Origin of the sequence: Oceanobacillus senegalensis, from assembly GCF_900176885.1 — a bacterium.
GTDB classification, from domain to species: Bacteria; Bacillota; Bacilli; order Bacillales; family Amphibacillaceae; genus Oceanobacillus; species Oceanobacillus senegalensis.
Genome location: NZ_LT839648.1, coordinates 789,942 through 813,642, shown reverse-complemented (window position 1 = coordinate 813,642; position 23,701 = coordinate 789,942). Strand labels below are relative to the sequence as shown.

Here is a 23,701-nt window from a genome sequence, read left to right as displayed (position 1 = left end):
CGGAAACAGCCTCAGCCACCGTAGCGGAAAACCACCACTTCGGAGGCTTCAAACACGTGCTATTCCCACTGGAGTCGACTGCCCTTCGCTCCAATCAACCAGCTTAATAGTGGGATACTTTTATCAGCTAATTAATATTGATTTAGTGTAAGAAAACTCAATACTAGCGCAGTGTATTCCCGTATCGGTATTTACGCACATACTGGTATTAAGCTAATTAGTAAAGTTACATCGACATGTACCAATAAATTTCATCAGTTGCGTCACATCATCCTTCTAGTACGACACATGAAGCAACAAAATATACGAAAAACAGCCTTTCATTATTACTAGTCTTCTAATGGTTTTAAGCTTTCTTCTCCTGTTAAATCTGAAATAAATGTCACAAGTAATTCAATTTCTTCTTCCATATCCTTCAGACTAGCTGTTTCTACTGGTGAATGCATATAACGTAATGGTAAAGATACTAGGGAAACTGGAACACCTTTTCCTGTTAAACGCATTTTGTCTGCATCTGTACCTGTCATTCTAGGTGTTAGTTCATACTGTAAATCTATTTCCAATTTTTTAGCTGTCTTTTCAAGTAATTTATTGGCTTTAATATTAATAGGAGCTCCTTTAGCTAAAACAGGGCCTTTTTCTAATCGGACATCTCCATGCTTATTTTTATCGACACCAGGATAGTCGGTACTAAAGGTTACATCACAGGCTATTGCAAGAGTCGGCTCAATTCCAGCTGCTGCAAAATACGCTCCTCCCATGTTTGTCTCCTCATTCACTGTGCTAGCTGCGTAAACCCCAACCTGTATATCTCTTTCTGACAAGCGTTTTAATATTTCAGCTACAATAAAGGCACCAGTTCGATTGTCTAGGCCTCGACCAGCAACATATCGATTCATGAGAATTTCTGGTTCTGTCTTGTATACACAAAGGTCTCCAATTTGTACAAATTCTTCCGCCTCTGCTTTTGATTTGTATCCACAATCGATAAACAAATCATGGAGGTCAAAGTCATTTTTCAAACCACCATGATGCTGTGCATTTACTCCGATCACACCAGTAGTTGTACCGTTATATCCAAGAACAGTTACACGCATACCTACTGCTGCTTTGGGATTGATTCCACCCATCTTTTCGAAATGCAAATAACCGTTTTCATCGATTCGATTAACAACTAGCGCAATTTCGTCACAGTGACCGGCTAGAAGAATTTTAAAAGGAGCATTTGGATTTAATACACCAATTGCATTTCCCGCATTATCCGTTCTTATCTCATCAGCAAAATCCTTTACATAATTTATCCACTTCTTCTGTATTTCCATTTCCATGCTTGATGGGGACGGTGTATTCAATAATTCTAATAAGAAATCCTTATTAAATGTTTTCAAAGCTCTTTCCTCCTACACGATTTATTCCCTATCTACAAAACGAACTTTCTTATGAATATACCAGCTCATTTTACACTGAATTAAATATAAATTCCAGTAAATAGATTATAGATTGTGTCGTTTGAAGATCATTCCGTGTTTTTAAAGCTCTTTAGTTTAGGTTAAGCACTTTTATTTACCTTACTTATGGATATAGATAAAATAAAAAGAAAATGGAGGAGTTGATTTGATGGAATTAAATCAATGGTTTGACAAGGCAATATCTGCAGAAACATATATTAAATCCATGAAAACTAATAAAGAAGGGTTACAGTACATCTATAACCAATTCGTTTTGCCGGATGACGAAGTATTTTTTGAAAAAGTAAAAGCAAAAAATCTAAGAGCTATCGTTCTAACAGAAGACTGGTGTGGAGACGCTATGCTTAATGTTCCTATTCTTTTAAAACTATCGGAAAAGGCCAATATCGAAGTACGGATGCTATTACGAGACCAAAACCTTGAATTAATGGATCAGTATTTAACTAACGGAAAATCCCGCTCTATTCCAATTTTTATTTTTATTGATGAAAACGGAAATGAAATTGCCAAATGGGGACCGCGTGCTAAAGAGGTTCAACAATTTGTAGACGATTCACGAAATACCCTACCATCAAAAGATGCGGACGATTTTCAAGAGAAAACAAAAGAGCTGTATGGTTCCATAAACAAAACCTTCCAGGAAAATTCGGATTTTTGGACCAATGTTTACGAAAGCTTAAAAGAGAGACTATCCTAATGCCTTTAAACGGAAGAGAGTCTGGGACATAACTAAAGTGTTTAGCCCAAATCCGAACATTGCTTACTAGCGAAGGAAATACACGGAGAGTTGCGGCAAGAAAAGCCTAGGTGAGACTACGAAGAACGATAGCTCGAAGTAGGCTCAGCAGCGGCCTAAGGTGCGCGTAGTGTATTTTCGTAGCGGATTATATGCACGACCATGTTCGGATTTCATATTGATATAAACACTTTTGTCCCGGCCTCTTTTTTGGTTTTTTATAAATTTATCTTCGTAGTTTCTAAATTATGTTCAATAACGTAATACGGTAGTTGGATTGTAAATACCGTTCTGGAAATACACGACACTTTCTAAGGGCGTTTTTTTATGCATCAATCATGTAAAGGTTTCATGGTGAGAAAATACTCTTGTCCCGACCTCAATAGCTTGATTTCATCCTAATGCAATTCAGCCAATCCTTCCTCTTTCCTTCCTATAGGTATAATTCGCAACAGTTTTTGTGCATAATATATGCTACAACTACTCATCCCCTTAGACTAGGTGAATGGAATGACTTTAAAATTTGTTAAACAACTTTATTTTCGATTACCTAATATTGTTAAATTACTAATAGCAGCTGTGCTCCTTATGACTTTCTTTGGAACCATTATACATTTTTTGGAACCAGCACAATTTCCTACGATTTTTGAAGGGACTTGGTGGGCATTAGTAACAGCTGCAACGGTTGGTTATGGGGACTATGTACCTTTAACAACCACAGGTCGAATCGTTGCTATATCCTTGATCCTTACTGGAGGAGGAATCATTGCTTTTTATATCTCCTCCATATCCTCTGCTACCATTCAAAGAGAACAAGATCTACTAAATGGAAAATTAAAATTTAAAGGGAACCAGCACTTAATTATCATCGGATGGAATGAACGAACTAGGCAATTAATTAAAACCGTTGTAGATAAATTTCCAGAAATACAGATTGTTATAATTGATCATACGGAAAAAGAAATATTTTATCACCATTTCCCTGTCCATTTTATCCATGGTGATGCAATAGAAGATGAAATCTTAAAAATGGCAAACATTAATCATGCTTCCAAAGTTCTTATCACTGCGGATGTTCACAAAAATGAACGGGATGCCGATAACTGGACCATTCTTTCCGTATTAGCAGTACGTGGAAATAACCCAGACATTCCGATTGTTACAGAAATATTATCAAAATCGCAGGTGGAGAACGCTCTAAGAGCAGGAGCCACAACGGTTATTCGTTCTAATGATTTCATGAGTGTTTTGTTTTTCCATGAATTATCTCATAAGAAAACGTCCAAACCATTTGAAGATATTATACACCTATTAACCCAGAAACAATTTTCTCACACAAAGTGTCCCAAGGAATTAATGGACGTAAACTTTTTAGAAGCCTCCACTATATTTCTTAAACAAGGTCATCTTTTACTAGGTGTGATTCGTGATAATTCCTACAAAATTCACCCAACTCCGGGCTTTGTACTAAAGGAAGGAGATATTCTACTCTCTTTAATAGATTGGTAAGAGGGATTCTATTTACCTTTGCGAGAATTCCTATTATATGCTAAAATAGTTTATTGTGTGAAATGAATCGAATAGGAGATGTTCAGCATGACAAGTAAATTTGAGGCTGGTCAAGTATTAGATGGTAAAGTAACTGGTATACAGCCATATGGAGCGTTTATTGCTTTAGATGAAGAAACACAGGGATTAGTTCATATTTCTGAAATTACTCACGGATTTGTTAAAGATATTAACGATCATTTAACAGTTGGGGATGAAGTAAAAGTTAAAGTGTTAAACGTAGATGAAGAGAAAAATAAAGTTTCTCTATCCATTCGTGCAACAGAAGAAGCACCAAAACAGCAAGCAAAACCAGCTAAGAAACAACAAGCTCCAAAACAAGAATCGGATACAGCTGGCTTTAATACCTTAAAAGATAAACTACAAGAATGGATTGAACAATCTAAAGAGCGTGAAGGTACGTTTAAAAACTAAAACCTCTATTTAGCATGTGCAAAAATATGGCGCATGCTTTTTATTTATTTTCTTTTAGTACCTAGCTTGGGCTTCCACATCCACTTACTGGCATATCCACTTATCAGTTTTCTCCCAACCCATACAAATCAACTCCTCTCCCCTCTTAATTTATTCATTGAACAATCATTCTTGATTTCACATATTGATTTCGATAAAGTAAACTATGTACATACTAGAAATAGTAATTAATTTTAAAAGGAGGAAATTACATGACACATGTATCATTTAATTATGATAAAGCACTATCATTCTTTGGTCAGCATGAGTTAGACAACCTAAATAATTTTGTTCAATCAGCACATAACATGCTACATAATAAAACAGGTGCTGGAAGTGACTTTTTAGGATGGGTTGATTTACCTGAGAACTACGACAAGGAAGAGTATGGACGCATCAAAGCGGCTGCTGAAAGAATTAGAAATAACTCCGATGTCTTACTTGTAATCGGTATTGGTGGTTCTTACTTAGGTGCGCGTGCTGCTTTAGAAATGCTGAATCACTCTTTTCAAAATTTACTTTCTAAGGAAGATAGAAAGGCTCCACAAATCATCTTTGTTGGTCATCATTTAAGTTCCACATATATGAGTGAACTATTTGATATACTAAAAGGTAAGGATTTCTCAATCAACGTTATTTCTAAAAGCGGTACTACAACAGAACCTGCTGTTGCTTTTCGTATTTTCAAAAAGCTATTAGAAGAGAAATATGGACAAGAAGAAGCGAAAACACGTATCTTTGCTACAACAGATAAATCAAAAGGTGCATTAAAAACCTCAGCAGATGAAGCTGGATATGAAACATTTGTAATCCCTGATGATGTAGGTGGACGCTACTCAGTACTAACAGCTGTTGGTTTGCTTCCAATTGCCGTTAGTGGGGTTTCAACTGACGAAATGATGCAAGGTGCGAAGGATGCAATGAATGATTTCCGAGAACCATCTCTTGATAGGAATCCAGCATACCAATACGCAGCTGTACGAAACATTTTATACAACAAAGGGAAAGTTACCGAGCTCCTTATTAATTATGAGCCAAGCTTACAATATTTTTCAGAATGGTGGAAACAATTATTTGGAGAAAGTGAAGGGAAAGATCAAAAAGGAATTTATCCTTCATCTGCAAACTTTACCACAGACCTACATTCATTAGGACAATACATTCAAGAAGGACGTCGTAACATTTTCGAAACAGTTCTTCATGTAAATGAATCGAAAAAAGATTTAACATTAGAAGCAGAAGAAAATAACTCTGATGGTCTGAATTATTTAGCAGGCAAAACAATTCATGAAATCAATGACAAAGCATTCCAAGGTACGATGCTTGCACATACCGATGGAGATGTTCCAAATTTAATAGTAGAAATCCCTAAGATTGATGCCTATACATTTGGCTATCTTGTTTATTTCTTTGAAAAGGCATGTGGAATGAGTGGCTACCTTCTTGGTGTAAATCCATTCGATCAACCAGGTGTGGAAGCATACAAGAAAAACATGTTTGCTTTACTTGGAAAACCAGGCTTTGAAAATCAAAAAGAAGAATTAGAAAAACGCTTATAAAAAATTAAAAACATCTCAGTTTTTGCTGAGATGTTTTTTCTTTAGGCATATATTCTTTCCCAATCATAATTTTTTGATGATTATCCACTATTAAATGTAGCTAGTTAAAAACTTTAAATATATTTTTTAAAAATGAGGTTTATAATTCTCCACAGTGGGTATAACTATTAACGTAAGACTTTCTCGTATTCCCCCTGTATGCAAGGCGTTTAAAACGCTTTGCTTTTTTTTTTTGCCTTTTTTCTAATGAATCTGTTTATTTTCTGATATAATAATTCCTAATGATGTAAGGAGGATTAATTACATATGAGTATCTTTGAAGAAGTACATGATCGATTGAACACTCGTTCTGTGAAATGGGATATGCGTAAAGTGATTTTCCAAACGGAGGACGTATTACCAATGTGGGTTGCGGACATGGATTTCAAGGCACCCAAAGAAGTGAATGAGGCATTAATAAAACGTGCGGAACATGGCATTTACGGTTATACCGTTGTTGATAATGAAGTCAAGGACACGATAGTTAATTGGATGAAATCACGTCATGATTGGAAAATTAATCGAGATTGGCTTTCCTTTAGTAAAGGTGTTGTAACAAGCTTGCATATGGCTATACAGGCATTTACTGAACCTAAAGATAAAGTTCTTATCCAAACACCAGTTTATTCTCCTTTTTATAAGGTAATCGACGCACATGATCGAGAACTTGTTAAAAATCCACTAATTAAAAAAGATAATTATTATACCATTGATTTTGAAGATTTTGAGAAAAAATTAAAATCGGGTGTAAAAGCGTTTATATTATGCTCTCCGCATAATCCAGTAGGTAGGGTATGGAAAAATGACGAATTAAAAGAAATGGCACGTCTTTGTCTAAAATACGATGTCATCATTTTGTCCGATGAAATTCATGCAGATCTTGTATTCCCTAGTGAGAAACATATTCCGATTGCTTCTTTATCAGAGGATATTGCAGAGCAAACGGTTACATGCATGGCACCATCTAAAACATTTAATCTAGCTGGATTAGAAGCATCCTATGTCATTACAAGTAATAAAGAAAAACAAAAAAAATTAATTGCAGAATTTAACAAGCAAGGACATGGAAACGGTCTTAATACCATGGCTAATACAGCATTGGAATCTGCTTACAAGTATGGTGCACCTTGGCTAGATGAATTAATAGCTGTTTTAGAAGATAATAAAAATTATGTAACAGAGAAAATTGAAAGCCATACAGATTTAAAAGTTATTCGTTCAGAGGGCACCTATTTGGTTTGGATTGACTGCAGTTCATTAGGTTTAGGTGCAAAAGAATTAAAACAGTTCATGGTACAAGAAGCGAAAATTGGTCTTAATGCTGGGATTGACTACGGTGAAGAAGGTGAGCAATTCATGCGAATGAATATTGCTTGCCCTAAGGCAACAGTTGAAGAAGGAGTAAATCGTATTATTCATGCTGTTAAAAATAAATAATATCAATATCAAAAACCCGCAAAAATGATGCGGGTTTTTAATTTTATTCACTTTGCTTCTCATTCGTCTCTGTAGGATCAGTTGGTGATTTCTCTGTATTTGAATCAGAATCTGCATTTGGATCTGCTTTAATTTCCCCACACATAATTCTAACACCAGATTCACCAGCAGGTTGACTTACCCCATCATCCTGTTTTTCATGTACAATCAAAGATGTCCCTTCTCCTCGTAAAATGGACTTTTTCCCTTCTGTTAATTTGGCTCCAGCAAGCATCAACTCTATATCCACTAATCCAGCTGAATCTGCTTCTATGTTTGGTAAGTCCCCCAGATGTGCTCCTTCTGGATGCATTAAACCATGTTCTTTCCCTTCTGGATCCAAATGATTCCCAGCACTTTTAAAATCGGGACCTTCACAGGTTGCATATTCATGAACATGGATACCATGATAGCCTGGTTCTAATCCCTCTAGTTTCAATTTAATTTGCACACCGTCAGGCATCTCATTCAAAGTTGCCGATCCCACCATATCCCCATCGCCATTATACATATCAACGGAACGAGTAGTTTCATCATTTGTTCCATTTCCATTACAAGCTACTAAGAACAATAAAGAAAAAACAAATAAAAATAAACGCATGCCTCTAACTCCTTTAAGCACTTTTTTGTTATTATCCAACAAACAGGCATAATTATTCGGGTACTTCACCACTCTATCTCTAATAAAAAAATCCCCTCCAACTAGGAGAGGATTTTATTTTTGGGATTCTGATGAAGATGAATTTTCAGTTTCGTCCAACCTCTTTTCGTATTTTTGCTTAAATTCCTGTTCTTCACTTTTTGACTTTTTGTAAAATAAGTACATTGCAACACCGGCTAATGTCATAAATATTACTAATGATATAACTGCCGGAATATATTCTGATTTATCCTCAGGAAAATATAGAAAAGGCATCAATATATACACTCTAGAATCACTTCCTTCCAGTTTAATTATAACAGAAGTATCAGACATGGAAAATCACTCAATTCAAAAATTAGCTTATTGACTCCATTTTTGGCACAATACGAGTAGAGGTGATAATAGATGGCAGAAGTAAATATTGGCGACATAGTTAAAGCTCACTATAATTCAGGAACTTACATAGGTAAAATCAAAGAAGACAGAGGAATGCATTATCTCGTTGAGGTGATGGCTGTTCACAAACACCCATTACAGGGGGATATACACAATATGGGAAAAGTTGAAGGAGTCTTTTTTCATGAACGAAAGGCTCTATATTACCAAGAAAAGATGAATGTTAAAAAAGCAGCAGTCCATCCATACGAAGAACCAGTTCTTCCTTATGGGGAATCTTTAGGAAAAGCAGTTAATATATATAAGGAGAAACTTACTAAGGAGCCTTCGGAGTATAATCGAGCAGCTTTACAAAAATTAAATGATCTTGAAAAAAATTACTATGAAAAACGATACTATCAAATAAAAAGCTAGAGAACTCCCCTCTAGCTTTTTAAAATCTTAGGTATTATCTAAATTGCCAGGAAGACCACTAGCGATTTTTTCATTATTTATTCACCTAAATGTTCTTTAATTACTTCTGATAGAGCTGCGATTGCTTCCTCTTCATCATTACCTTCCGCAGTTATTTCAATCTCTCCTCCACTTGGGATTCCTAATGACATAACCCCCATAATGGATTTCAAATTAACGCTTTTACCTTTATAAACCACATTAATATCTGATTGAAATTGACCTGCTTTGTTTACTAGCAAAGTAGCTGGTCTTGCATGGACACCAGTTTCTGCTGTGATTGTAAATGTTTGAGATTTCATTGTATTCATCCTTCCACTACTAATAAGTACTCGTACAATTTCTATATATAGTGTGTACGGTATAACAATAATTATTATATACAATCCATTCAATTTTTGAAAACAAAACGATTTAAATCGTACCACAATTTGTCTTTAATTTGACATTATGGTACCGTTTACCTTGAACAAAAGGAAAGTTGAAGGAGGATTTTATGGATGAGTGTACATATTGGTGCAAAAAAAGGAGAAATTGCCGATAAAATATTATTACCAGGTGATCCATTACGAGCAAAATTTATTGCTGAAAACTTCTTAGAAAATGTGAGCCAATACAATGAGGTTCGTGGGATGCTTGGTTTTACAGGGACTTATAAAGGAGAACGTGTATCCGTTCAAGGAACTGGAATGGGAGTTCCTTCCATTTCCATTTATGTAAATGAGTTAATCCGTGAATATGATGTTCAGAAAATGATTCGTGTTGGAACCTGTGGCGCTTTACAAAAGGATGTAAAAGTAAGAGATGTTATCCTAGCACAAGGTGCCACAACCGATTCACAAACGAATCGAATGCTCTTTAACGGAATTGATTTCGCCCCAATAGCAGACTTCAAGCTTTTAAGAAATGCCTATGAAATTGGAACGCAAAAAGGATTAAATCTCCGAGTAGGGAATGTCTTCACAAGTGATTCATTCTATAGGGAAAATGCCAAAGAAATTAATGAACTATTGGCAAGCTACCAAGTGCTTGGAATAGAAATGGAGTCCACCGCACTATATACCCTTGCTGCAAAATATGGTCGACAAGCATTATCGGTTCTAACAGTATCCGACCACATTCTTACCGGAGAAGAAACCACAGCACAGGAGCGCCAAACCACATTTAACGAAATGATGGAAATTGCACTTGATGCAATTATTAAATAAGCATAATTGAGGAGACGGGGGAAACCCCGTTTTTTCTTTTATTTACCACATATTGTCCATGTGGTAAAATAACAACATCTATACTGGAAGATATTTCATGTTCCTCTCAAAATTAATCCATATTAAAAAATGAATTAAAACATAATCTAAAAATAAATTTTTGAGCAGAAAGGTGTTTTGGATTAGATGGAATTATTTTACAACTTCCCGATATGGGCAGCATTATCAGCAATCATTTTCGCTCAATTTATAAAAATCCCAATCAAATTTTTTGTTACAAGAGAATTCACACCAAGTATCGCCTTTAGTACAGGTGGGATGCCTAGTAGTCATTCTGCAGCTGTTTCAGCGTTAACGACTGGAGTTGGGATTATCGAGGGAGTTTCCTCATCGTTATTTGCTATTGCTGCAATCTTTAGTGTAATTACCATGTATGATGCTTCAGGGGTTCGTAGACATGCGGGAAGGCATGCAGTGGTTCTTAATCGACTGTTAGATGATTTACAATTATTCTTTGAACACGCGAAAGACTGGAATCGAAAAGAAGAATATGAAAAGCGAAAGGAGTTAAAGGAACTACTCGGACATGAGCCAAGTGAGGTTTTTTTCGGGGGAGTAACCGGAGTCATCGTAGCTTTTCTGCTCTATCCACTTTTTTTATAAAGTGAATCCTCAATCAGTGGGGGGTTCTTTCATCCCTTACTATCCTTAACCAGCGATAAAAAAAGACTCCTTTTCCTTTTAGGAGTCTTCCTGCTCATTATCACTTTTCGAGTTAATCTGTTGTCTAAAAACCTGTAATGCTTCATTTTTATTCAATTGTTCTAACTCATCTTCTGTTAATGATCCATCACCTTGTTTAACAACATATACATCTAGTTCTTTTTTACCCCACTCTGAATAGACATCTTCAACGGTATGATAATATAAATCAATTTTGTTTCCTTTTATCGCACTACCAGTATCCGCTACCACACCATACCCATAACCAGGGATAAAAAGAATGGTTCCAATTGGGAATACACTTGTATCAGCAGCAATGGTGGAATATAGGTCTCTCGTAACCTCTACACCAGAATACGTGATTCCATATTGAGGATGAGAGCTTGTCTTTCCAGTTGACTCGACACCAGCTGTATAGCCTGTAGCAACTACTGTCTTAGAAGGATATTGTTCCACATTTACTGCTTCCTCTAATGTAGCCGGCGCTTCTATTTCATTATTTGAAATTAATCTTTCTATCGATTCTGCAACATTTAATTCTTTTTCTTTTAAAGCAATAGGACGTAAATTCGAAGTATGATTATCATCAAAAGCACTCGATTGCAAGTTTACTGCCCATACCTTAAAATCTGTAATGGTTAAGTTAGATATGGAGGCAACTGTCACATAAAGTGCTATTAAAAATAAAAATGACAATGTCACTCTCCGAAAAATATCTTTTCCTTTCATTTTAACACCTCTCTGGTAATTACCTTTGAAGCTGTTTTAGTTTGGTATATTGCCAAAACCTAATAGAACCACAACAGATGAGCGCATTTGAAATCGGAATATACCAATATATTGAAATTCAAAGGTTTTTTCTATCTACCAGTTCAGCGTTTCCAAAAAAGTTGGTTTTATACATAACAACTATTATATTTCAGATAAGTAAAAACATTTAAAACAAAATGTAATACAAATTATAGTTTCCTTTTCATAAATTCATAAATTTCTGCTATAAAATTTATGGTATAAAAGCAAAAAGACAATACCATATTAATGGTATCGTCTTAAAAAATAATAGGTATAGAATTCTTATTTCATTAAAACATCTGATAACCGCTTCTACGTAGTAATTTCATTACATAACCCGCCACTATCGTCCCAAGAAAACCAAACACAAATAGAACGATATCATATGCGGTTAGATTTCCTAATATATTTCCCAGCGAAGAAAAGGCCTGTCCTGGACTGGCAATATATTCCCATGTTGATAAATTATCAATCATTAGAATAACAATAAATGGATATAAAACAGCCATAAGCCAGGTTTTACGAATAAGCATATTAATAATAAATGCAACACCGAAAAACATAACAAAATATAAAAGAATAGAAACAATTAATTGAATCATGGAGGGTCCCCCTTGCTTTGCTTGTATCATGATATCTACATTAGTATTATTTTATATGAATTCGACAAAAAAGCAAAGAGACTTCATCTATAAGTGCAAGAAATGGGCTCTTGTTGATTTTCCTAGCGGTATTTACTCAAACATCAGTCTTACCAATTTACTACACATTATTTTTAACCCTCCCCCCAATCAACTTAGTAAACGTATATGTTCTCCCAACATTTTACACTTCATTTATATTTATACCAATCAAATCTGGTTTGTGGTACGATAATGTTGGCACAGCTAGGGAATCAATAAAGAAATGAGGGTATTATCATGTCTGAAAAAGTTTTTGATGTCACCATAATTGGAGCAGGCCCTGCTGGACTATTCACTGCTTTTTACGGTGGGTTGCGACAAGCAAGTGTAAAAGTAATTGAAAGTTTACCACACACTGGTGGACAATTAGAGGCCCTGTATCCAGAGAAATATATATATGATGTTGCTGGATTTCCAAAGATTCGAGCTAAAGAACTTGTTGATAATTTAGAAAAACAGGCAAGAGCTTTCGATCCAACCATTGTACTAAACCAATCAATTGAAAAGGTAGAACGGCTGGAGGATCAAACACTTAAGCTTACTTCTAATACTGGTGAGGTGCATCTTACAAAAACAATGATTATTACGGCTGGAAACGGAGCATTCCAACCACGCCGTCTCAATATTGGTGATAGTGAACAATTCGAAGGTAAAAATCTTCATTATTATGTACGGGATATGAATCAATTCAAAGGTCAGCATGTTGTCCTCTTAGGTGGTGGAGACTCAGCTGTAGACTGGGCGCTTATGCTTGAACCAATTGCAAAGAAAGTTACATTGGTACATCGTCGTGATCAATTTAGAGCACATGAACATAGTGTTAGACAGCTTAAGGAGTCATCTGCAGAGATATTAACACCTTTTGCAGCTGCTGATATTACTACTTCCGACAAAATTGATCGTTTGATCATCCAGGAAGTAAAAGGGGAAAAAACAATCGAGCTTGAACCAGACTCCATTATTTGTAATTATGGATTCATTTCCAAACTTGGTCCAATTAAAGACTGGGGCTTAAATATTGAAAAAAATAGCATTGTTGTCAACACAAAAATGGAAACAAATATCCCAGGAATTTATGCTGCGGGAGATGTTTGTACATATGAAGGAAAAGTAAACTTAATTGCAACAGGTTTTGGCGAGGGACCAACAGCAGTTAATAATGCAATGCGCTATATCAATCCAAAAGCAAGAGTGCAACCGAAGCACTCATCTGATATGGAGATATTCCAATCATAAAAATATTTCTAGTCAAAAAAGGCTATCATACATTTTCATGTAAGGTAGCCTTTTTTCAGTTGAAAATATATAATATACATTATCCATGAGAGAGTTCCTCTAGAACATCTTGGTCTAGAATACGAATTTTACGCTGACCCTTTTGCTCTATCCATCCGTGGGTTTGAAAATTGGAAAGTCTCCTACTAATTGTCTCCGAGGTTGTTCCTAGATACGAGGCAAGGTCTTTCTTACTCATCGGGAGTTCAATCTCAATTGACCCCGCCTTATTTACAAGCTCCACTAAATAATCTGCTATCCTTGTTTCAACATCTTTGGCACTTAAATTTCCTACTAATTTCTCGGTTTCATCTAAACGATTGCTAAATTGCTCCAGAATTTTCACTGCAATTGTTGGGTGCTGATGCATCAGTTCCTGCATATCATCACGATGAATGGAACAAATCTCGGTTTTCTCCATTGTCTCTGCATAACTGTCCAACGTTTTATTCGTGAATAAGGCAAGCTCACCCATAAATTCACCAGATTCTAATACACGTAAAAGCTGTTCTTTACCAGACTCAAACAGCTGATATATTTTCACTGTTCCTTTATGTACGATATAAAGTGATTCTAATGGGTCCCCATCATGGTATATAATTTCCCCTTTCTTAAAATTCAAGTGACGGCTCATCTCAGCAATTTTTAGCATCTCGTCGTATGTTAAGTGATTAAAAAAGGGTACTTTTGAAACACATAGTTGATTCATACTCGGTCCATGATTACAAGCATCACTCAATATAATTACTCCTCCATCTTGTTTCATTTTCCTTCATTATAACTTATTCATTATATGATAAGGAGGATTTCATAACCATTTGTTCTAACTAAAAAAACTAGAACACTCTATGTAGAGCATTCTAGTTTATCTTAACAATCGCCAGGTGTTCCTACAACATCTTTTGTACGGAAGGATGATCCACAACCACAAGAATATACCGCTTTCGGATTATCAATCGTAAATCCTCCACCCATCATATTTTCCTTGTAATCAATGGTTGTTCCTTCTATGATCGCTACATCCTGTGAGTTAACAGTGACAGGAATTCCGTTAATTTCCTCTTTTAAGTCTAACTCTTCATTTACTTCATAATCGAAGCCAATGGAATAAGATAATCCGCTACATCCACCACCCTTAACACCGAAACGAAGACGTACGTTCTCACTTTCTTCCTTCATCATTTCTTTAATGCGATCACTTGCTTGGTCAGTTAAGTTAATAATCATTATCACGGACCCTCCCCTATTCACATTATTACTATTAAGTATACAAACTAACCCCTTTAACTTCAACTAATTTACTTTATAGATACTTAGTTTATTATAAATTTTCCACTTCTCTATGATGGTTCAACCCCATGTTTTTCCAAAGCTTTGTAAACTGATTTCAAACGTGGGATACCTTCTGCAATGATTTCGTCATTAATCAGGATAATCGGCCAAAACAAATCCTCATCTACAATGCGTTTTATAAATTCCTGATGCTTTTTCTCATTCGGAGGCTGATTAATATCTACATATTTATAATTTATATATGGTTTTTGTCCATACTTTCTACTAATCGCAGCCTGAATCCATTCATACGTATCTACAGAACCCGGTGCTCCAACACAACTTGCACAAATTTGTTCAGCCCCATACACTGTAATTGTTATTTTCTTTTCATTCAAAATTAGAATCCTCCCATTTTCAGTTTCTTTTATTTTACAAAATGTTAATATAAAGATAAAATAAAAGTAACTAATTATTTAGAAGATAAATCGCTAAAATACAATGGATTTTTCACTTTACACATCTTATAATAAAATTAGGGAAAGGAGAAGATGGATATGTATGAACAAGTACAAGAGGTATTAAACAAATTGCGTCCATTCCTATTGCGTGACGGCGGAGATGTAGAATTAGTTGATGTTGATGAAGATGGTATTGTTCTTCTTCGACTAATGGGAGCTTGCGGAAATTGTCCAAGTTCTACCATCACCTTAAAAGCCGGAATCGAACGAGCATTGACTTCTGAAGTTCCCGGTGTAAAAGAAATAGAACAAGTATTTTAACACATTTAGAAGAAGACAGGTTACGAGAATCAGTCGTACCTGCCTTTTTTTATTTTACCTATCAAAATCAGCACCATCTATTTTAATTTATCGGTGTTTTTGGTCCTGTACCTAGTAAGACGCCTGAAATGTTTTCTAAGCATAATTCTATCATTTTTGTACGCGTCTCCATACTTGCCGAACCAATATGCGGAAGACATACTACGTTATCTAACTTCATCAATGGGTGCTCGCCTTTAATTGGTTCGTTAACAAACACATCTAATCCAGCCGCTTTAAGTTGTTTCGTTTCCAGTGCATGAATTAAAGCTTCCTCATCAACGGTTCTCCCTCTAGAGATATTAACAAAGATAGCAGAATCCTTCATTTTTTGAAATGCAGCTTCATTAAATAATTGGTTCGTTTCCTCTGTTAATGGAACTACAGACACAACAAAATCGGACTTTTCTAATAAATCATCAAAGCTCACATAGGTAGCCCCTAGTTTCTTCTCCGCTTCTAATTTACGTGTACGATTATGATATAAAATAGGCATATCAAAGCCTTTCGCCCGTTTGGCTACTGCTTCACCAATTCTTCCCATTCCAACAATTCCGATTGTTTTATGATGAATGTCAGAACCAGCAAGTAAAAACGGTGCCCAATTATCCCATCGATTATTTTTTATGAAGTTGTTCGCCTCTACTACTCGTCTCGCAGTAGCCATTAATAAAGCAAATCCTAAATCTGCAGTCGTTTCTGTTAAGACATCTGGAGTATTGGTTACTATTACCCCATGTTCCTTTGCTAACTCTACATTAATATTGTCAAATCCAACTGCCATATTTGCAACAACTTTTAAGTTTGTTGCTTTCTGAAGTAATTCACGGTCTATCTTTTCAGTTAGTGTACAAAAGAGTCCTTCCGCTTCTTCTATTTCTTGAAGTAAGGTTGATCTTGGAACCGGATCTTCCTTTTGCCACATACGAAATTGAAATTGGTTCTGATAAGGCTCCAATACATCTGATGGAATCTTTCTAGAAATATAAATTAGTGGTTTTCTCATATACTCTTCCCTCTTTCCTGTGCATATCACTTATTATTTGAACTACATATCATAGCCAGTTTATCACAGGAATATCTAAATCTTCAGTTCTTACCCCATTTATTTCAAAAAATTCCTTAAGTGCTCTTTCATATGTTACTTGCTTATCAGCTAATTCCCTCAAATCAAGATATAATTGATCCAAATTTTCTTCCATAAATCCACGGTTAATTAAATCAAACCAGTGTATCGGGAAAAGTAAACGTGCATATATTAATCGCAAACTAAAAATCGATAAAGGACGAATGTATTGGTAATCTTGCAAAAATGTAGATATATCATTCCCATCATCTTCTACCAACATGAAACTACGGATATACTCGGCAATATCTCTTGTAGGGTGATCATACACGAGATCCTCAGACCATAAAATAGGTTGAATTAATTGATTTTTATAACGATTAAATGTAATAGACCCTTGATCAACCTCATGAAACCTATTCTCTGTTTCCGTTTCACGAATGTATTGGATAGCATTTTCACTTATGCCTACTAAATAAGGCAATAAGTCCATTAGAAGTTTATAATAATCACATGGGTTATTTTTTGCCTCATCTTTAATCTTTGTTTCAAAAATGGTCAACTTATTAATCCATAATGTCTTCCAAGCACCATAGCTTGAAATCTCCTTTGGTTGATATTGATAGTTTGAGCCGATGTGATGAAAATTTGCTAGTGCTATACCATCTGATGTATAGCGATCATGATTTAATTCACTTACCCTCATTACTAAATAATTTTTATCGTGAAATGGGGTAATCCATTCCCCTTGAAGGTTTGGAATTGGAAGTGTAACATGTTTCACCTCATAATCCATCAAATAATAAGATAAACTTGCCTGTTCCATAAAAATTATTTCCCTGTTGTCAATAGAAGTGATAAAATAGAAATAATTACCATCTCTGTACGCTTCTTTACTATCGAACCATAATTTTTCTTCAACTTGGATACCATAATACGTAGAAAGAAATCCACTTAAAGGCAAAGACATAACTCCTTTCCATTGTGACAAGTATTAGACAAAAGGAGACTTACTTAACTTCTAATAACATCATATGTATGATCAAGGCATAACTTAACTTTTAAAAAGGAAAAGGTGATTTTATTGGCTAAAACAAGTGAATTGGAAAAAAAGGCAAGAGAATTGCTTTCCGAACGCGGTGTTACGATTGAAAATATTGCAGAATTAGTTTATTATCTGCAATCCGCATACCATGATGACTTAACAATGGATTTATGTAAGGAAAATGTAAATAAAGTACTCACGAAACGTGAGGTACAAAATGCCATCATTACTGGAATTCAGCTAGATATATTAGCAGAAAAGAAACAACTAGATGATCCTTTACAAGAAATCATTGAAAAGGATGAGGGGTTATATGGGGTTGACGAAATTATAGCATTTTCAATCATTAATGTTTATGGTTCCATCGGCTTTACAAATTATGGTTACATTGATAAACAAAAACCAGGAATTTTGAAGAAACTGAATGATAAAAGTTCTGGAGAGGTTCACACATTTCTTGATGATATTGTTGGTGCAATCTCAGCAGCAGCCTCTAGTCGATTAGCCCACACCTACGAACAAGTAGATCAAGACGACTAAGAAGCGGAAGAGCATACTGCTCTTCCGCTCATTTTTATATTTTTTCTATCCATTCATATAGACTACTCACATGATAAGTTGGTTTAACTTCAAGATGAGGAAAATCAGAAAATGCAGTTACCCCAGTAAATACCATTAATGTATCCATTCTCGCATTAATACCGGCCATAATATCCGTATTATAATTATCTCCAACCATTAATACTTCGTCCCTGTCTAAACCAATCGTGTTAAGCGCTTCTTCCATAATAATCGCTTCTGGTTTTCCAATAAATATAGGAGTTACGCCAGTACTTACTGTAATGACAGAAGTAATGGAGCCATTCCCTGGTAACAACCCCCGTTCTGTGGGTAGGGCGACGTCACCATTCGTTGAAATAAAGGTAGCGCCATTCCTAACTGCCAAACATGCCTTTGCAAGCTTTTCATAATTAACTTGCCGGTCTAACCCTACAATAACATAATCAGCCTGTTCTTCATCAACGACGGTAAGACCTCTTTCTTCTAATGCATCTATAATTCCTTGCTCCCCAATTACGTAACAGCTTGCATCAGATTTTTGAGATTTTATATAGTTAGCTGTAGCTAGACTAGTCGTCACAACCTGGCTCGGCTTGGATTTAATTCCCATTTTATTTAACTTATCAGAAACATCTGCTGCAGTTTTGGTTGAATTATTTGTTACAAAAAGAAACGGAATATTTTTCTTAGACAACGTTTCTATAAATTCACTAGCAGCGTCAATAGGCTCTTCTCCCAAATACATGGTTCCATCTAAATCAATTAAATAACCTTTATATTGCTTCAAATTATTTCCTCATTTCAATCATTAATATTTGGATTTTTAACTACCCACTTACAAAAATGATCTCCCTTCGTAATAAAGGCTTGCGCCGTAACTTCATTTTCAGAAAATAGCTTCTCTAACATTCGATGCTCATTTTTACAAACTTGATGATACGTAGATGCAATACTAGAGATGGGACAATTATAATTTTTTATGATAAAATCCCCTTCATCTGTCTTTTCTATTTCAGCCATATAACCATTTTCATTTTGCAAGTGCGTGATATAATTTATTTGTTTCTCTAGGTTATCATTTGAGCTTATAGCCTTTTTGTAGCAATCAAATTCTCTTTCCATACGTTTTTCCAATAATTCATATACCGCTTCAGGTCCCTGAAGTTCCTCTAAATCCTTTAATAACTCTGCAGGTAATCGATCATTTTGGTTTGGAAAGGTCTCGTGTCCCTTTTTGGTTAATTCGTACGTAAGAAACGGACGACCAATTGGTTGTTTATGGGAAACCTTGTTTATTAAACCTTGTTTTTCTAATTCATGGATATGCTTACGTACAGCAATTTCTGAAATAGAAAAATATTTCATAATCTCGCCTATTTTCAAAGGGCGATTTCTTTTTAAGATTTGTAAAAGCTTTTGTTTGGGTGGTGTTTGTTTGCTCATGTACCTCTCCTCCATTATTCATTTGAAAAGGCGTTTGCAACTCCTAGTTCATTGGTTAGGTATGTTCTAATTTTAGTACTAAATGACGATAATACTGGCTTATTTCGTGAAATAACTACCTGCAAATGGGAATGGTTTACATTTTGATAATCATTAACTAACATTTTACGAAGTCCAATAAATTCCTTATAATTTTTCTCTTCATCCATATGCAATACCTTTTCATCAATTAAAATATCTATAATATCCTCATAACTTCCCGGATCACGCATTATAAATCCATCAATCATCATGTTGCCGACATCTAAAATAGACTCAATAAGCACATGTGTCATCCGTTCTTGACTTAACTTTTCTGTTAAAGTTTCCAACTGCCCCTCTTTCATTTCACTTAAAATGGTTTCCATATATATAAGAATTTCCTCTATTTTACTTCTATCTACAAAATACATCGTTATACCCCCATTAGAATTCATTTACTATCATTTTATCATATCATAATACGTATAAAATAAGGATAAGATAAAGAAACCATAAAAATTATGATTTTTGGGGAAAGGAATGATTACAACGGCAATTATTGACTTGGATGCAACAATGACTGCTGAAGCAATTAAAAAGGGAAATATTACAAGTACTGAAGTCGTTCAGAGCTACATAGAACGAATAAAGAGTATAAATCCAAGTATCAACGCTTTAGTTGAAAATCGCTTTAAAGAAGCATTACTAGAATCAAATGAGGTTGATAAAAACCTAGGAGAGAAAAATGGACCATTAGTTGGGGTTCCAATTAGTATTAAGGAAGCGTTTCATGTAAAAGGGATGAAAACAACGGGAGGACTTGAGCATAGGCAGGATTTAATATCACGTCAGGATTCATTTATTGTTAAAAGGTTAAAGAAAGCCGGAGCCATTATCATAGGGAAAACTAATACACCAACATTATGTTTTAGCCAAGAAACAGAAAATAAATTGTATGGTCGTACAAATAATCCGTGGGACATTTCAAAAACAGCAGGAGGTTCTAGTGGTGGTGAAGGTGCACTAATTGCTGTTGGAGGCTCTGCTGTTGGAATTGGTTCAGATATTGGCGGTTCTATTCGAATACCTGCTCATTTTAACGGCATTATTGGATTTAAGCCAGGTATGAACCAAGTTTCTGATGATGGTCATTTTCCATCACCTCAAACATCACTTCAAAAGAGGATGTTTACTTCAGGACCAATGGGTAAATCTGTTCGAGATATGAAATTACTGTATCAAATTTTATCAGGTAAAACTTTATCGAAACGTACATTACAGCAATTTAAAATAGAGATATTACCAAATTATATAAATTACCCTTTATCAAAGGAAATAAGGAATATCCTTGATTCGTTGGAAGATTACTTAGAAAAGTTCTTCTTTGTCAAACGTAGTATACCACCTTTCTTTGATGAAAGTGCTAGACTCTGGCAAGATATCCTTTCTAGTGAAGGAAGCAATCTATTAAAAAAGGAAGCATTTAGTAATGATCGTTCAGGGGTCTATTATGCCTTTTTAAGGGAAAAATTGACACAACGTACATCCATTCATCCATATCTATCCTGGGGGATTATTGGGTCTAAATTATTTAAACCTTCAGCAACACGACTGCTTCGTGTAAAGGAAAAATTAAATGATGGAGATAAAAGACTAAACGAATATTTACAAAATCGTTTACTCATCTTCCCAATATACCATCGCAGTGCCCCCAAACATGGTCGTGTTTATCAAGAAATATTTTCCATCCGTAGAACCTACCTTAAATTTATGCCGTATGTAGCCTATGCAAATGTTTGGGGGTTGCCTTCCCTATCCATACCTATTGGTACGGATTACAATAATATGCCTATAGGTATTCAAGTGATGTGTTCTATAGGAAATGAGGATGCGATATTTCAGTTAGGAAGGATCCTCGAGAAAAGGTTCCGTGGTTATGTCCGTTGCAAAACCATTGATTAGTTTCCTTATATATGAAGAAATTCTGAAAGTAGGTTATTTCTACAGATTTCGATGAAGCCTCCAACTTCTATAGAAGTTGGAGGCTTCATCTAATCCTGCATATAACCTGTATTTTTTTTCGAATGATTATAAGCATCCACTAATAAGAATACAGCCGTAATGATATGCATGATCATTCCTACAATGGGAATCCATCCTATACTAGAGGTAATAATTCCAAGAATGCTTCCATGAATTTTCTTTTGTTCTTTTACAGAAAAAATGAGTGTGATAATATGAAGGACTAGCATAAAGACCAAAGGCAACCATGCATAGGCAAAAATGATGGTTCCACCAATTAGTGGAATTCCCCAGAAAGCTTCTAACCCGCCACTTATCCATTTAAGAATAGTCGATATAGCCAATTTATTCACCTCCCTTTTACATGCTTACGAATTGGGAATAAACCCATAATTATTTTTATAAGTACGCCAAAAAATGAGCATCATATAAAAAGCTATTTAGCTCAAACTAGAAAGGAAAGGGGGAAACACGATGCCAAAAGAGCACAATAAAAAGTTTTCCAACTTTTCTAATGTAGAAAGAATGAAAAACGAACTAATTCCTGAAGAATTTCCTGAAGGAGCATTTGGTTCAGCCATAAATAAAGAAGAACGTGTTAGAAGTAAATCAACACCATGGGAAAAAGGTCAGAAACGGATGAGTAACTTTGTTTTTCCAGATGAAGAACAACATGATAATCTTCCAAGACAAATCCCTGGTGCACATCCACTCCATGATGAATAAGAGCCAAAGGGTAAACGACCGTTTAATGACGTACGGACTGCACCCTAGCCATGACAGGTGTTCCGTTCCACGTAAAGTCTTACCTTGTAAAATAGAAGCAGTATGTTCAATAAGACTGCTGCTTCTATTTTTTAATCTTCTTTATTACAAAATATGCACATCCAAAGTTACAGTATTCATACAAATAGTCATCTAATGCACTTATTTTTGAATCAAAGGAAGCCTTGGCATGTCTGTCTTGATAAAATCCTTTTAGTCGGAGTTGGTTATACCCCCAATCCCCAACGATATAATCATATTTAGTTAATATTTCAGAATAACGTTCTTTTAATGCACTTTCCTGAAACCCATCTTTTACGTTCTCCATGATTTCATAATACTTTCCCTGTATTTCAATCAACCGAAAACACCTCACTTAAAGACTGAATCTATTTTACCACATGTTTCTCATTGGAAACAGAAATTTCAGTGCATTATTTCCTCTTTTCACAACAAACTAAGAGTGAAAAGAAAACATAATATAAAAAGGAAAACAAACGGAATATCACTCACTATACAATAAAACTTATTAAAGGATGGTAAAAATGAAAAAATTAGTCATGTTAATTATTACAGTAAGTTGCTTTCTCATTGTAAGTGCATGTAATACAGTGAACGATGGAGCAATGCCTGAAATTGAAAAAAATGCTGATGAAGTAAATCCATTAAATGAAGTTGAACCCAAAACCAATCAAGACATTAATCAACAGTTAGGTTATGTGAGATATTCAAAAGATGAAATAGATGTTGATCGAGAAAATAATCATGAAGCAAAAATTGATCGCCCCGAAATGGCAGAAATGATTACAAAGCTCATTTTAAGAAATGATGGATTTCAAGAAGCTGCAACATTAGTAACAGACAAAGAAGTTTTCATCGCTTATCAAAAAGATGAAAATGCTGATTCAGAAAGAATGGCAGACATCGCTAAGAAAACAGCAGAATCTACTATGCCACGTTTTTATAGCGTTTATGTATCGGAAAATGAATCATTAATGTATGATATCCAAAGCTTGCATAATTCGTCAACCAATCGTGAATATGACAATCTGATTCAACAGTTAAAGAAAGAGATGGAAAAAACACCGCAAGGAATAAACAATAATAATCAAACATAAAATTCTTTGAGTTCATCTTATTTTTAATTTAATGGTGTATCCATTCACTAGTATAAAAAATTTCATGTTACGAAATATATGGTTAATCCGGGA

The 23,701-nt window shown here is 35.1% G+C and carries 30 protein-coding genes; 14 read left to right on the top strand and 16 right to left on the bottom strand.

Annotation, left to right across the window (positions count from 1 at the left end):
• Positions 1-329: 329 nt before the first annotated feature.
• A complete protein-coding gene (locus CAO17_RS03790) occupies positions 330-1,328 on the bottom strand; it encodes a M20/M25/M40 family metallo-hydrolase (RefSeq protein WP_085994396.1) in 999 nt (332 codons plus the stop codon).
• 289 nt (positions 1,329-1,617) lie between these two features.
• Between CAO17_RS03790 and CAO17_RS03785 the strand changes: the two genes are divergently transcribed.
• The 5 genes from CAO17_RS03785 (at position 1,618) to CAO17_RS03765 (ending at position 7,262) form a co-directional block, all read left to right on the top strand.
• Positions 1,618-2,166, top strand: coding sequence for a thioredoxin family protein (locus CAO17_RS03785; RefSeq protein ID WP_085991492.1), 549 nt, complete (start codon positions 1,618-1,620; stop codon positions 2,164-2,166).
• Between the two features lie 549 nt (positions 2,167-2,715).
• Positions 2,716-3,714, top strand: coding sequence for a potassium channel family protein (locus CAO17_RS03780; protein ID WP_085991491.1), 999 nt, complete (start codon positions 2,716-2,718; stop codon positions 3,712-3,714).
• An 87-nt stretch (positions 3,715-3,801) separates the two neighbouring features.
• Complete coding sequence (yugI, locus tag CAO17_RS03775) at positions 3,802-4,188, top strand: S1 domain-containing post-transcriptional regulator GSP13 (protein WP_085991490.1); 387 nt, start codon at positions 3,802-3,804, stop codon at positions 4,186-4,188.
• Positions 4,189-4,439: 251 nt separating this feature from the next.
• Entirely contained in the window at positions 4,440-5,786 is a 1,347-nt protein-coding gene (locus tag CAO17_RS03770) for a glucose-6-phosphate isomerase (RefSeq protein WP_085991489.1), read from the top strand.
• Positions 5,787-6,092: 306 nt separating this feature from the next.
• A complete protein-coding gene (locus CAO17_RS03765; RefSeq protein WP_085991488.1) occupies positions 6,093-7,262 on the top strand; it encodes a MalY/PatB family protein in 1,170 nt (389 codons plus the stop codon).
• A gap of 43 nt (positions 7,263-7,305) precedes the next feature.
• Here CAO17_RS03765 and CAO17_RS03760 read toward each other — a convergent pair whose 3' ends face one another.
• The gene (locus CAO17_RS03760; RefSeq protein ID WP_085991487.1) at positions 7,306-7,902 is read right to left on the bottom strand and encodes a superoxide dismutase family protein; all 597 of its coding nucleotides are present in this window, start codon (positions 7,900-7,902) and stop codon (positions 7,306-7,308) included.
• Between the two features lie 114 nt (positions 7,903-8,016).
• Positions 8,017-8,277: a hypothetical protein gene (locus CAO17_RS03755; protein WP_245831757.1), complete on the bottom strand. Its 261-nt coding sequence runs from the start codon at positions 8,275-8,277 to the stop codon at positions 8,017-8,019.
• A 72-nt stretch (positions 8,278-8,349) separates the two neighbouring features.
• Between CAO17_RS03755 and kapB the strand changes: the two genes are divergently transcribed.
• A complete protein-coding gene (gene kapB, locus CAO17_RS03750; protein ID WP_085991486.1) occupies positions 8,350-8,754 on the top strand; it encodes a kinase-associated lipoprotein KapB in 405 nt (134 codons plus the stop codon).
• A gap of 77 nt (positions 8,755-8,831) precedes the next feature.
• On the opposite strand, the gene CAO17_RS03745 is transcribed toward kapB, so the two are convergent.
• Positions 8,832-9,095, bottom strand: coding sequence for a phosphocarrier protein HPr (locus CAO17_RS03745; protein ID WP_085991485.1), 264 nt, complete (start codon positions 9,093-9,095; stop codon positions 8,832-8,834).
• A 198-nt stretch (positions 9,096-9,293) separates the two neighbouring features.
• Between CAO17_RS03745 and deoD the strand changes: the two genes are divergently transcribed.
• Positions 9,294-10,001 (top strand): purine-nucleoside phosphorylase, encoded by a 708-nt coding sequence (deoD, locus tag CAO17_RS03740; RefSeq protein WP_085991484.1) that lies wholly within the window; start codon positions 9,294-9,296, stop codon positions 9,999-10,001.
• A gap of 186 nt (positions 10,002-10,187) precedes the next feature.
• The gene (locus tag CAO17_RS03735; RefSeq protein ID WP_085991483.1) at positions 10,188-10,664 is read left to right on the top strand and encodes a divergent PAP2 family protein; all 477 of its coding nucleotides are present in this window, start codon (positions 10,188-10,190) and stop codon (positions 10,662-10,664) included.
• Positions 10,665-10,742: 78 nt separating this feature from the next.
• Here CAO17_RS03735 and CAO17_RS03730 read toward each other — a convergent pair whose 3' ends face one another.
• Together CAO17_RS03730 and CAO17_RS03725 are read right to left on the bottom strand one after the other, a co-directional pair.
• Positions 10,743-11,453 carry a 3D domain-containing protein gene (locus tag CAO17_RS03730; RefSeq protein WP_085991482.1) on the bottom strand — a complete coding sequence of 237 codons (711 nt, stop codon included), beginning with the start codon at positions 11,451-11,453 and terminating at the stop codon, positions 10,743-10,745.
• A gap of 353 nt (positions 11,454-11,806) precedes the next feature.
• The gene (locus CAO17_RS03725) at positions 11,807-12,118 is read right to left on the bottom strand and encodes a YuiB family protein (RefSeq protein ID WP_085991481.1); all 312 of its coding nucleotides are present in this window, start codon (positions 12,116-12,118) and stop codon (positions 11,807-11,809) included.
• 318 nt (positions 12,119-12,436) lie between these two features.
• Between CAO17_RS03725 and CAO17_RS03720 the strand changes: the two genes are divergently transcribed.
• Positions 12,437-13,435 carry an NAD(P)/FAD-dependent oxidoreductase gene (locus CAO17_RS03720; RefSeq protein WP_085991480.1) on the top strand — a complete coding sequence of 333 codons (999 nt, stop codon included), beginning with the start codon at positions 12,437-12,439 and terminating at the stop codon, positions 13,433-13,435.
• Positions 13,436-13,514: 79 nt separating this feature from the next.
• Here the strand turns inward: CAO17_RS03720 and CAO17_RS03715 are convergent, their stop codons facing one another.
• The 3 genes from CAO17_RS03715 to CAO17_RS03705 form a co-directional block, all read right to left on the bottom strand.
• Positions 13,515-14,213 carry a Crp/Fnr family transcriptional regulator gene (locus CAO17_RS03715; RefSeq protein WP_245831756.1) on the bottom strand — a complete coding sequence of 233 codons (699 nt, stop codon included), beginning with the start codon at positions 14,211-14,213 and terminating at the stop codon, positions 13,515-13,517.
• A gap of 131 nt (positions 14,214-14,344) precedes the next feature.
• On the bottom strand, positions 14,345-14,701 hold the full coding sequence (locus CAO17_RS03710) for a HesB/IscA family protein (RefSeq protein WP_085991478.1): 357 nt from the start codon (positions 14,699-14,701) through the stop codon (positions 14,345-14,347).
• 113 nt (positions 14,702-14,814) lie between these two features.
• Positions 14,815-15,144 (bottom strand): YuzD family protein, encoded by a 330-nt coding sequence (locus CAO17_RS03705; protein ID WP_085991477.1) that lies wholly within the window; start codon positions 15,142-15,144, stop codon positions 14,815-14,817.
• 159 nt (positions 15,145-15,303) lie between these two features.
• Between CAO17_RS03705 and CAO17_RS03700 the strand changes: the two genes are divergently transcribed.
• A complete protein-coding gene (locus CAO17_RS03700) occupies positions 15,304-15,528 on the top strand; it encodes a NifU family protein (protein WP_085991476.1) in 225 nt (74 codons plus the stop codon).
• Between the two features lie 82 nt (positions 15,529-15,610).
• Here CAO17_RS03700 and CAO17_RS03695 read toward each other — a convergent pair whose 3' ends face one another.
• Both CAO17_RS03695 and CAO17_RS03690 read right to left on the bottom strand, forming a co-directional pair.
• Entirely contained in the window at positions 15,611-16,573 is a 963-nt protein-coding gene (locus CAO17_RS03695) for a 2-hydroxyacid dehydrogenase (RefSeq protein ID WP_085991475.1), read from the bottom strand.
• Positions 16,574-16,622: 49 nt separating this feature from the next.
• Positions 16,623-17,603, bottom strand: coding sequence for a protein kinase family protein (locus tag CAO17_RS03690; RefSeq protein ID WP_085991474.1), 981 nt, complete (start codon positions 17,601-17,603; stop codon positions 16,623-16,625).
• A gap of 114 nt (positions 17,604-17,717) precedes the next feature.
• On the opposite strand from CAO17_RS03690, the gene CAO17_RS03685 reads away from it, so the two are divergent.
• Positions 17,718-18,218 (top strand): phosphatidylglycerophosphatase A family protein, encoded by a 501-nt coding sequence (locus CAO17_RS03685; RefSeq protein WP_245831755.1) that lies wholly within the window; start codon positions 17,718-17,720, stop codon positions 18,216-18,218.
• 34 nt (positions 18,219-18,252) lie between these two features.
• On the opposite strand, the gene CAO17_RS03680 is transcribed toward CAO17_RS03685, so the two are convergent.
• The 3 genes from CAO17_RS03680 to CAO17_RS03670 are packed head-to-tail and all read right to left on the bottom strand — an operon-like array spanning position 18,253 to position 20,134.
• A complete protein-coding gene (locus tag CAO17_RS03680; protein WP_085991473.1) occupies positions 18,253-19,026 on the bottom strand; it encodes a TIGR01457 family HAD-type hydrolase in 774 nt (257 codons plus the stop codon).
• 14 nt (positions 19,027-19,040) lie between these two features.
• Positions 19,041-19,682, bottom strand: a complete 642-nt coding sequence (locus CAO17_RS03675) for a helix-turn-helix transcriptional regulator (protein WP_179151882.1) — start codon at positions 19,680-19,682, stop codon at positions 19,041-19,043.
• Positions 19,683-19,696: 14 nt separating this feature from the next.
• Positions 19,697-20,134 carry a DUF86 domain-containing protein gene (locus CAO17_RS03670; protein ID WP_085991471.1) on the bottom strand — a complete coding sequence of 146 codons (438 nt, stop codon included), beginning with the start codon at positions 20,132-20,134 and terminating at the stop codon, positions 19,697-19,699.
• A 109-nt stretch (positions 20,135-20,243) separates the two neighbouring features.
• Between CAO17_RS03670 and CAO17_RS03665 the strand changes: the two genes are divergently transcribed.
• Complete coding sequence (locus tag CAO17_RS03665; RefSeq protein WP_085991470.1) at positions 20,244-21,665, top strand: amidase; 1,422 nt, start codon at positions 20,244-20,246, stop codon at positions 21,663-21,665.
• An 89-nt stretch (positions 21,666-21,754) separates the two neighbouring features.
• Here CAO17_RS03665 and CAO17_RS03660 read toward each other — a convergent pair whose 3' ends face one another.
• Positions 21,755-22,069 carry a hypothetical protein gene (locus tag CAO17_RS03660; RefSeq protein WP_085991469.1) on the bottom strand — a complete coding sequence of 105 codons (315 nt, stop codon included), beginning with the start codon at positions 22,067-22,069 and terminating at the stop codon, positions 21,755-21,757.
• A 130-nt stretch (positions 22,070-22,199) separates the two neighbouring features.
• On the opposite strand from CAO17_RS03660, the gene CAO17_RS03655 reads away from it, so the two are divergent.
• Entirely contained in the window at positions 22,200-22,451 is a 252-nt protein-coding gene (locus CAO17_RS03655) for a hypothetical protein (protein WP_085991468.1), read from the top strand.
• Between the two features lie 124 nt (positions 22,452-22,575).
• Here the strand turns inward: CAO17_RS03655 and CAO17_RS03650 are convergent, their stop codons facing one another.
• Positions 22,576-22,851: a YutD family protein gene (locus CAO17_RS03650; RefSeq protein ID WP_085991467.1), complete on the bottom strand. Its 276-nt coding sequence runs from the start codon at positions 22,849-22,851 to the stop codon at positions 22,576-22,578.
• Positions 22,852-23,035: 184 nt separating this feature from the next.
• Here CAO17_RS03650 and CAO17_RS03645 point away from each other — a divergent pair, with 184 nt between their 5' ends.
• Positions 23,036-23,608, top strand: a complete 573-nt coding sequence (locus tag CAO17_RS03645; RefSeq protein WP_085991466.1) for a YhcN/YlaJ family sporulation lipoprotein — start codon at positions 23,036-23,038, stop codon at positions 23,606-23,608.
• Positions 23,609-23,701 lie beyond the last annotated feature (93 nt).

Bases quoted from the DNA above. Each gene is read 5' to 3' on its own strand.
- CAO17_RS03790 (WP_085994396.1), bottom strand. From the start codon at position 1,328: ATGGAAATGGAAATACAGAAGAAGTGGATAAATTATGTAAAGGATTTT.
- CAO17_RS03785 (WP_085991492.1), top strand. From the start codon at position 1,618: ATGGAATTAAATCAATGGTTTGACAAGGCAATATCTGCAGAAACATAT.
- CAO17_RS03780 (WP_085991491.1), top strand. From the start codon at position 2,716: ATGACTTTAAAATTTGTTAAACAACTTTATTTTCGATTACCTAATATT.
- yugI (WP_085991490.1), top strand. From the start codon at position 3,802: ATGACAAGTAAATTTGAGGCTGGTCAAGTATTAGATGGTAAAGTAACT.
- CAO17_RS03770 (WP_085991489.1), top strand. From the start codon at position 4,440: ATGACACATGTATCATTTAATTATGATAAAGCACTATCATTCTTTGGT.
- CAO17_RS03765 (WP_085991488.1), top strand. From the start codon at position 6,093: ATGAGTATCTTTGAAGAAGTACATGATCGATTGAACACTCGTTCTGTG.
- CAO17_RS03760 (WP_085991487.1), bottom strand. From the start codon at position 7,902: ATGCGTTTATTTTTATTTGTTTTTTCTTTATTGTTCTTAGTAGCTTGT.
- CAO17_RS03755 (WP_245831757.1), bottom strand. From the start codon at position 8,277: ATGTCTGATACTTCTGTTATAATTAAACTGGAAGGAAGTGATTCTAGA.
- kapB (WP_085991486.1), top strand. From the start codon at position 8,350: ATGGCAGAAGTAAATATTGGCGACATAGTTAAAGCTCACTATAATTCA.
- CAO17_RS03745 (WP_085991485.1), bottom strand. From the start codon at position 9,095: ATGAAATCTCAAACATTTACAATCACAGCAGAAACTGGTGTCCATGCA.
- deoD (WP_085991484.1), top strand. From the start codon at position 9,294: ATGAGTGTACATATTGGTGCAAAAAAAGGAGAAATTGCCGATAAAATA.
- CAO17_RS03735 (WP_085991483.1), top strand. From the start codon at position 10,188: ATGGAATTATTTTACAACTTCCCGATATGGGCAGCATTATCAGCAATC.
- CAO17_RS03730 (WP_085991482.1), bottom strand. From the start codon at position 11,453: ATGAAAGGAAAAGATATTTTTCGGAGAGTGACATTGTCATTTTTATTT.
- CAO17_RS03725 (WP_085991481.1), bottom strand. From the start codon at position 12,118: ATGATTCAATTAATTGTTTCTATTCTTTTATATTTTGTTATGTTTTTC.
- CAO17_RS03720 (WP_085991480.1), top strand. From the start codon at position 12,437: ATGTCTGAAAAAGTTTTTGATGTCACCATAATTGGAGCAGGCCCTGCT.
- CAO17_RS03710 (WP_085991478.1), bottom strand. From the start codon at position 14,701: ATGATTATTAACTTAACTGACCAAGCAAGTGATCGCATTAAAGAAATG.
- CAO17_RS03700 (WP_085991476.1), top strand. From the start codon at position 15,304: ATGTATGAACAAGTACAAGAGGTATTAAACAAATTGCGTCCATTCCTA.
- CAO17_RS03695 (WP_085991475.1), bottom strand. From the start codon at position 16,573: ATGAGAAAACCACTAATTTATATTTCTAGAAAGATTCCATCAGATGTA.
- CAO17_RS03690 (WP_085991474.1), bottom strand. From the start codon at position 17,603: ATGTCTTTGCCTTTAAGTGGATTTCTTTCTACGTATTATGGTATCCAA.
- CAO17_RS03675 (WP_179151882.1), bottom strand. From the start codon at position 19,682: ATGAGCAAACAAACACCACCCAAACAAAAGCTTTTACAAATCTTAAAA.
- CAO17_RS03670 (WP_085991471.1), bottom strand. From the start codon at position 20,134: ATGTATTTTGTAGATAGAAGTAAAATAGAGGAAATTCTTATATATATG.
- CAO17_RS03665 (WP_085991470.1), top strand. From the start codon at position 20,244: ATGATTACAACGGCAATTATTGACTTGGATGCAACAATGACTGCTGAA.
- CAO17_RS03655 (WP_085991468.1), top strand. From the start codon at position 22,200: ATGCCAAAAGAGCACAATAAAAAGTTTTCCAACTTTTCTAATGTAGAA.
- CAO17_RS03645 (WP_085991466.1), top strand. From the start codon at position 23,036: ATGAAAAAATTAGTCATGTTAATTATTACAGTAAGTTGCTTTCTCATT.